A 5467-nucleotide genomic window follows, 5' to 3' on the forward strand; every position below is an offset into this window, starting at 1 on the left:
GTTCTTCGATGTGATCGATCCCGGCACGCTGACCGGCGTCCCGGTGGCACTGGGGGCGACGGGCGGGACCGTCAGGCACTCCCTCGCGATCGACTTCGCGCTGCGCCCGATGTTCGCCTACCTCAAGGCGGACGTGGTGCCGACCTCCGTGTTCGCGGCCTCCGAGGACTTCGGGGCCGTCACCACCGGCGGCGACGGCGACTCGCTGGCCTCCCGCGCGGACCGGGTAGGCACGGAACTGGCCGACTACATGCTGCGGTTCGCCGGGGTGTCCGGCGGCGCGGTGGCGCCGACCCGGGCGGACGCGGGCCGGGGCCGGAGGAGTGACGACGACGAGTTCGGCGACTTCGTCCCGATGGGCGAGCTGCTCGGTGGTGCGAGCTAGCCGCGCCGACGGGGAGACGCCGACTGGGAAACCTAGTTCCGTGCCATTCGGGGCAGCGCCCTGATGGGGTCCTCCGGGCCGATGTCGAAGGTGCACTCGGTCGGCCTGGGGTCAGGCACGAACGCCCAGAGCATGGCTCCCGCAGCACCCATCGTCTCGTAGTCGTCGATGCGCTCGTCGATCAGTGCCGCGCGGTCCTCGAGGGAGAGGCACGAGCCCGCGGCTATCCCGAGCTCGGTCACCACGAGCGGTTTGTCCGTCTGCGCGAGGCGCAGTGGGAGGAATCCGGCGTTGTCGTAATCGTGGTACTGGAGCACGTCCACGTACGGGGACTCGGCGATGAGCCTGTACCCGTCGGCGACCAGGCCGCACTGGTCACCTCCCAGGAGGCCGGCGGTGATGAGTCGGCCGGGGTCGCGTTGCCGGATGAGCGCTCCGACCTCGTCGGTCCACTCCCGGAGCACCTCCGCCGAGTCGGCCGGGCAGGTCCGATACTGCCAGTGGCAGTCGGCCGTTCCGCAGACCGCGGTCTCGGGCTCCCCGATCGGCTCCCACGCCGCGATGACCGGCGACCCCGACCACCGTTCGACCGCCGTGGTGACCCAGTCGCGGTAGCTCAGCGGCATCGCGGTGGGTTGTTCCCAGCCGTCCAGGTACCAGTCGCGGTCCTTGTACTGCTCGTCCTCGCAGGCGCCGTCCTGACCCACGAGAACCGGGATGACCATCTGCTCGTGGAGTTCCGCCGCGGCGAAGACGGCGTCGATCGGGGCGAAGTCGAGTGTCCCGGTGAATTTGTTCACGGCGAGTTGTTGGAAGACGTTGAACCTCGTGACGGCTCCGTCGGGGAGAGAACCGAAGTACTCGTCGAGGTCGACCATCGCCCCGCAGCCCCGGTTGACGCTCCAATCGGTCGCCAACTGGTAGGCGTTGAGTCCGGTCGGCCACCAGGGTTGGCCGTCGAGGTGGAGTTCACCCCCGGAGACCGTCGCCCGCTGCGGCTGCACCTGGGACCGGGAGTCCGGAGGGGCGGCACAGGCCAGCGTCATGACGAGTACCAGTAGTCCGACGAGCGGAGCGATTTTCATGAGCTGACGATAGTCGAGTTGCCGCCGGGCTCCACCGCAACCTGATGAACGACTCAGGAAAGCCTGGGAAAAGCCTCTCGATCGCCTCTCCAATTGCTCTCCAACGCCTCCGACAGGGCCGATGTGGACCCATGGAACTACTCGAACACCCGCCACAGGCGCCAGGTCGGACGGTCACTTCCGGAGTTGACCACCTCGAACTCCAGGCTGCCGAGCTGGGCCCCGTTCTCGTGGACGGTGGGATAGCGGAGGTTGAGCGCGTCGGAGGTGCCGCGCCCCTCGGCGGGCACGGTGAGGAGGAAACGCACGCCGTTGGCTGCCGGATCGTTGAGGATCTCGACGAAGTCGCGGTCGGACGGGATGACGAACTGCTCGGGTCTGGTGGTGGAGGCGATGATCGGGAAGCCGTGGACCGTGTCCATGATGACCGCCCCCTCGGGCAGGCCGAGGGAATCCAGGTAGTCGGCGAGTCGGCGCTCGGTGTCGAACGAGGCAACGATCGCTTCCTGCTGCAACCTCACCTCCGCGGGCCTGTCACCGGACTCGGGGAGGATCACCGCGTGCAGGGCGTGCTGCTCCTGGGACAGGGTCGGGGAGACCATGGCCGCGCCGCTCAGCGGAACGCCCGCCACGAGCAGCAGTAGTACTGCCACGGGGACGACCCGTCCTCCGGTCAGTGTGTCCTGCGGCCTCACCGCCGCCAGGGGTCCGGGCCGTCGGGTGCGCATGGTGCCCCCGCGCGGAACGCAGAACACCGCCAGGACCACGAGCAGGGGGACGGCACTGATGTAGAACCGCAGGAACGGGAACGTCATGCCGCGGAGATAGGTGAAGACCGCGAACCCCAGCACTGCCACGAGCACCACTGCGGCCAGCGGTTCGGGATCCCGGCGGCGCACCGCGAGGGCCACGCTCACCAGCAGGACCACCCCGAGGGCCGGGGCGAGCACCACGATCTCGGCCGCCGAGAAGGCCAGTGCCGACAGTCCCCCGGTGGAACCCCCGCCGGACTGCTCGAGGATCGCGGCGTTGCCGTAGCGAGAGGAGAACTGCGCGAGCGCGCTGCCGGTCACCAGCCAGCTGGTCGCCGCCCACGCGAGGAACGCCAGTGCCGTCGGCGCGGCGAGGATCACGCCGTCGAGGATCGCCGTCTCGGTCCTGCGGCTACGCCGGTAGGACACCGCCGCGACGACCAGGGTCGCGGTGCCCGACGCGGCCAGCGCGTCGTAGCGGGCGAGGTAGGCCATCCCCAGGGCGAAGCCGGCGACCATCAGATCGTGCACGTCGTCCGTGGTCATCCACCGGACCAGGCGGCGCACGGCCCACACCACGAAGAAGACGAACAGTGCCTCGCTCATGCCGTTCGCGCCGTAGTAGACGATCATCGGGTGCAGCCCGAAGACCAGGGTGACCCCCCAGGTGAACCAGGACGGGCACCGGCGTTCCCTCGCGAGCGCGTGGATCTGGGTGACCGCCCCCGCCATCGCCGGGGCGCTCACCGCCACCGCTGTCAGGCTCCACCTGGTGAGCGCCGGGAACCACTCCGACAGTCCCACCAGGGGGAGCTGGGCGAGCGCGGTGAGGGGCGTGAAGATGAAGCCGATGGCCGCCAGGTGCGGGTCTCGCGAGAGCAACGCGGCCCGGGTGTCGGCAACTCTGCTCAGGGCGTCGCCCTGCAGGTAGTTGGCGCCGAGCGACAGGTACAGCCCCACGGCCAGGTACAGGACGGTGAACGCCGTGAAGAGGACGAGGGGACGAGTTCTCACGACGCCGGCCCCCTCATGACGCCAACCCGTGCACGGTCTTCTCCCAGTAGGAGGGGTTGGCGAAGAGCTGGTAGGTCCCCTTGATCGCCGCGATCGACATGAGCACCCAGTACAGCGGAACGGTCAGGCACGCCCACCACAGCGACGCGTTGCCCGTCTCCCGGCAGGCGATGAAGTTCGAGTAGAGGATCGTCGCGTTGCCGAGGACCAGGCAGATCAACGCGGGGAAGTACACGTAGGCGGGGAAGACCTGCTCGATCACGGCCGGTTGCCCGAGGATCCAGGACAGGGTGATGAGCCAGAACACCATGTTGAGGCAGGCGATCACGGGGGTGCCGGCCAGCAGGGTCGTGAAGCGGAACATGCTCACCGTGCCGAGGGTGCGCCACAGCATGATCGGCTGACGCATGTGCACCAACCAGGTCTGCAGGTACCCCTTGTACCAGCGGGAGCGCTGCCTGATCCAGTTGATGGGATCGGGATTGGCCTCCTCCAGGGTGGTGGAGTCGAGCACCGCCGTGCGGTGTCCGCGAGCGGCGATCCGCACGCCCAGGTCGGCGTCCTCGGTGACGTTGTACGGATCCCACGCCCCGATCTCGGTCAGCACATCCGCCCTGATGTGGTTCGAGGTCCCCCCGAGCGGGATGGGCGAACTGGACTTCATCAGCCCGGGCAGGAGGAAGTTGAACCACAGCGCGTAGTCGGCGGTGAACCATGCGGTGAGCATGTTCTGCGACCCGTTGTGGAACGCCAACTTGGCCTGGACGCACACCACGTCGTCGTCGAGCTCGGCGAAGGCCACCGCGACGCGCCGGAGTTGGAGGGGATCGGGGCGGTCCTCGGCGTCGAAGATCGTGATGATCTCCCCGGTGGCGTAGTGCAGGGCGTAGTTGCAGGCCTTGGGCTTGGTGCGGGGGTCGGCCGGGGGGATCCGGAGGATCTGGCACACCTCACCCAACCCTGCCGCCTCCGCGGCGTCGATCGTCACATCGTCGTCGGCCTCGAGCAGCAACAACACCTCCAGCTTGTCCGCCGGGTAGTCGATCGAGCTCACGGCGTCGATGAGGTCGCCGATCACCTCCGGCTCGTTGTACGCGGGTACCAGGACCGTGTAGGTGGGCAGGTCGGGGTCCGGCACGGCGAGGGCACGATCGTCCTCCACGTGGAGGATCGAATCCCGCGCCAGACCCCGACTGAGCAGGAGGAGCCGGTCGGCGAGCGTGATGAGGTAGACCGCCGTGCTCACCGCCGTCAGCGCGATGAGAGTCGGCGTGGTGGCCACGACCAGGGCGAGGATCACCACGGCGATCCCGGCGAGCCCGGCCCACTTCTGCCAGGGCACGAACGGTACCGCCGCCGAGGCCAACGGGTCGCGTTCGAACAACCCGTGCACGGCGTCGTGGAGAGCGGCCTCGCTACGGGTCTTCTCGGGGTCGGCGGGCTCGGGGGTCGTGAGCTCCGGACCTACTCGTCCGTCCACTGCGCCTCCACCAGATCGGTCGCGAGCTCGGTCAGCATGTCGAGATCCTTGTCCTGTGGGTTGGTGTCGGTGACCGCGCCCGCCCCGCGCAGCAGGAGGTTCATCAGGCGGGAGAAGGTCGACCGCGTGCCGGGGACGGTCTGGGGGAACTCGGCGTCGAACTCGTGGTTGTCCACGGTGATGATCGTGACGCGTTGCACCCGGTCCCCCGCCCGGGTCCAGATGAACGACATCAGACTCCAGGTCAGGAGGTTCTCGTCGTCGATCACTGTCCGGTACCGCGCGGAGACCTCACGGTTCAGGGGCACCGTCCGCGGGGGGCTGACGCGGGCCTGGCTCAGATCGAACGTCATGTCGAGCGGGAACAGATCAAGCACCCCGCTTTGATCCACCGTCAGCGACTGCACGGCGGCGACCCGGGGACGCAGGAGCTGGTCCCAGTCCGCCCGGATCCGGGTGGCCCGGATCATCTGACGCTGCAGCGTGGCGGACGGTCCGTACATCCGCTCGGCCCACGGGTAGTCCACGGCCTCGAGTTCCTGCCACCCGCTCGGGATCACCTGCCCGGCCCCGGCCAGACCGGGCGGGCCCGGGGACAACCGGTCGGAGACCACGGGTGGCAGCGGGGCCAACGCGAGCAGCACGGCCACCACGACCAGTAGCGGCGCGCTCCGCCAGGCCTCCCTGCGTGCCACCACGGTGGAACGTCCACGGTCGTGCCCACCGCCCGCCGAGACGTCCTCGACGCGGC

The 5467-nt window shown here is 69.0% G+C and carries 4 protein-coding genes and 1 pseudogene; 1 reads left to right on the plus strand and 4 read right to left on the minus strand.

Annotated elements, in window-relative coordinates; genetic code table 11:
- Positions 1 to 385 (plus strand): NAD(P)H-dependent oxidoreductase (locus G6027_RS13110; protein WP_182637557.1); only part of this gene is annotated, 385 nt, incomplete at its 5' end.
- A 32-nt stretch (positions 386 to 417) separates the two neighbouring features.
- On the opposite strand, the gene G6027_RS13115 is transcribed toward G6027_RS13110, so the two are convergent.
- From G6027_RS13115 to G6027_RS13130, 4 genes and pseudogenes are all read right to left on the minus strand, one after another.
- Entirely contained in the window at positions 418 to 1470 is a 1053-nt protein-coding gene (locus G6027_RS13115; protein WP_182637558.1) for a beta-mannosidase, read from the minus strand.
- A gap of 137 nt (positions 1471 to 1607) precedes the next feature.
- Positions 1608 to 3236, minus strand: coding sequence for a glycosyltransferase family 39 protein (locus G6027_RS13120; protein ID WP_182637559.1), 1629 nt, complete (start codon positions 3234 to 3236; stop codon positions 1608 to 1610).
- 13 nt (positions 3237 to 3249) lie between these two features.
- Entirely contained in the window at positions 3250 to 4629 is a 1380-nt protein-coding gene (locus G6027_RS13125; protein WP_182637561.1) for a glycosyltransferase, read from the minus strand.
- A 71-nt stretch (positions 4630 to 4700) separates the two neighbouring features.
- Positions 4701 to 5467, minus strand: a pseudogene (locus G6027_RS13130) (hypothetical protein); the annotation flags it as partial.

This window comes from Dietzia sp. SLG310A2-38A2 (genome assembly GCF_014145095.1).
Lineage (GTDB): Bacteria > Actinomycetota > Actinomycetes > Mycobacteriales > Mycobacteriaceae > Dietzia.